2 protein-coding genes and 1 pseudogene are annotated in these 2,439 nt (G+C 70.8%); 1 reads left to right on the top strand and 2 read right to left on the bottom strand.

Going from position 1 to position 2,439, the window contains the following annotated elements; translation table 11 throughout:
• Nucleotides 1-281: 281 nt before the first annotated feature.
• Entirely contained in the window at nt 282-608 is a 327-nt protein-coding gene (locus ABT160_RS46775; protein WP_351656480.1) for a hypothetical protein, read from the bottom strand.
• Nucleotides 605-872 (bottom strand): annotated as a pseudogene (locus ABT160_RS46770) (IS256 family transposase); the annotation flags it as partial. The gene ABT160_RS46775 and the pseudogene ABT160_RS46770, both read right to left, overlap by 4 nt.
• A gap of 267 nt (nt 873-1,139) precedes the next feature.
• Between ABT160_RS46770 and ABT160_RS46765 the strand changes: the two are divergent.
• Complete coding sequence (locus ABT160_RS46765; RefSeq protein WP_351656477.1) at nt 1,140-2,336, top strand: hypothetical protein; 1,197 nt, start codon at nt 1,140-1,142, stop codon at nt 2,334-2,336.
• The last annotated feature ends 103 nt before the right edge of the window (nt 2,337-2,439 follow it).

Here is a 2,439-nt window from a genome sequence, read left to right as displayed (position 1 = left end):
GGACCCGACCCCGTTCACCTGGACCAAGACAGCCGAAGAGATCCTCGACTCGCTCGCCCGCTTCTGCCAACGGATCTCCGGCGCAGGACACTAGCGCCGTTTAGGTCGGCGCATTCGACCGACCCGGGAAAGGCTGCGGCGCGTCAGGACACGGATACCTCCGTGTCCTGACGCAAGGGCGCACCGGCACAGGCCGCATTTCTGAGAATAGCGCCAGCAACCGCGACGCGTTTCACGAGTCCGGATTGGGTGCAATGGTCAAAACGTGCGGGTGGGCGGAGTCACGCAGAGGGGTTTTCGCCCTGGATGATCTTCCAACCGTGAGCCTTGTCTCCTGAGACAAGGAGAGAAGTTCCTCCTCCGCGGAGGGTCACGAGGGCGGTGTGGGAAGGATCGATTTCGTCAACCAGACGCCCATAGAAGAGGATCTCCGTCAGCTCCAGGTCGATTCGCATCATCGTGTCGCGGATGTGGTGGAAGCGCGCCCCGAGCCGGACCGGACCTCGGATGCAGCGCACGACCACGGTTGCCTTGGCCTCCTCGGTGCCCCGGATGTCGTCGATCTGGAGTTCCGCGTCGATTCGCGGGTGCTCGGGAGTCATCGTCACGCTGCCATGATCTCAGGGCGGTCGACGAGCCGGCCGCGTCCGAAGCGTGCTCCCGCGCGGACGAGCGGAACGAGGTGGGCGCCGTTGACCGAGTGCCAGCGGCTTGGGGCGGATTCGACGAGCTTGACCACCATCGCGAGACCGGCGGCCCGGGCGCCGGCGCCCTTGGGTGACCTTCGTCCGCAGCCGGACGATGGCGACGGTGGACTCGATGGGACTGGTGGTCCGCAGGTCGATCCAGTGCTTGGCCGGAAGGTCGTAGAAGACACCCGCAGGCCCTGACTTCGACCGATCCGGCCGCAGTAGAGACCTTCCTGGGCTGCTGCGGCCAGGGCCAGCGCGCTGCTGCGCCAGGGGTGGAGCGCTTGGTGGTGTTGCTACCGCGGGCGTCACGACGACGGCCTCCGACGGATGGAATGCCCGAGGCGTAAGCCCACCGGACCCGCAATGGCGGGCCCCACGCGGCCGCGGAGACCCATTCGTGATCATCACCCGGGACAACCATCCGTCCCCCGGAGCGGTCCTGCGTGCGTGACCAGAACCTTTTCCCGTACCGCCGCCGTGGTGCTCGCGGGCTCGCTTCTCGTGGCGGGCTGCGCGGGCGGCGGCGGTGGCCAGGGCGGAAGCGAGCGGCCCGCCCACCCGGTGTTCTCCAAGGACGCCGACCTCCAGCCCTTCGCGGCGCTGAACGCCACCAAGGACGCGAAGAACGCCTCCTTCCGCCAGACGCTCACCTTCGCCTCCCCGCAGGGCACCGCCGTGCTCACCAGCACCGGGCACATGGACTTCACGCTCTCGCGGGCGCAGGCGACCCGCACGTGGAGCGTGGCCAAGGGCGTCCCCGAGGACACGCGCAAGCTGTTCCTCGGGGACTCCGCCGGCGGCGCCCCCGCGACCGGGCGCCGGATAGCCGTCGACACCCAGGCGATCCGGATCCGCCCTGACAACGCCGGGTACTGGCTGCGCTACGACGCCCAGAGCGGCGGCAAGGACATTACCGACCTGCGCGGCAGCTCCGCCCCGTACGGCGGCACACTGCTGGAGTCCCTCGCCAGCACCGGCAACGTCACCGTCCGCCCCGCCGCAGGCGGCGGCCGCACCTACAGCAGCAAGCTCGCGCTCAACGCGGTCTCGGTCCTGCTGCCCACCGCGGTACAGCCCGAACTCGCCGCGCTGCCGTATGAGGACACCAACACCGCCTCCGTCCCCTTCACCATGGTCGTGGACAGCACGGGCCGGGTGACGCGCGCCGACGCCGACCTGTCCTCCCTGCTCGGGCGCAAGGACACACCCCTGGCCCCGGTCACCTCGCTGCGCGCCTCGCTGGTGCTCAGCGGACACGGGACCTCCGCACCGGCGATGCCCGGCGCGGCCGAACGCGTCCTGGACGCCGCCGACGTCGTGCAGCGCCGGGGGGACGTCAAGCCCGGATCCTGCGTCGACTTCGACACCGGCACGGGCAGCTGGGATCAGATGGTTGTGGTCCCGTGCGGCGGCGCCCACCACGGCCGGGTATACGCCCAGCGCAAACTCAGTGGTACCTACCCCGGCGACGAGGGTGCCCAGGACAAGGCGTCCGCCGCCTGCGAGGACGCGTACGGATCGGCGCCCGCCTCCTGGCGGCGCGAGTCCCGCGAACGCGATGCGTACTGGACCGCGTGGCCGTCCCGCGAGGAATGGGACGACGGCACCGGCCGGTACGCCACCTGCTACCTGGTGACCGGCTGAGAAGTCGGGGGGGCCCGGGGGGGGTGACCCCCCCGCGGGCCCCCCCCAACGGGGGGGGGCGGGTAGCGGGGGTGGGCACCCCGCCCCGGGGGGGGGGGGGCCC

The sequence above is a fragment of the Streptomyces sp. NPDC001941 genome (genome assembly GCF_040296945.1).
Lineage (GTDB): Bacteria > Actinomycetota > Actinomycetes > Streptomycetales > Streptomycetaceae > Streptomyces.
Note: the sequence above shows the minus strand (reverse complement) of the source record. Positions and strands in the feature narration are given on the sequence as shown.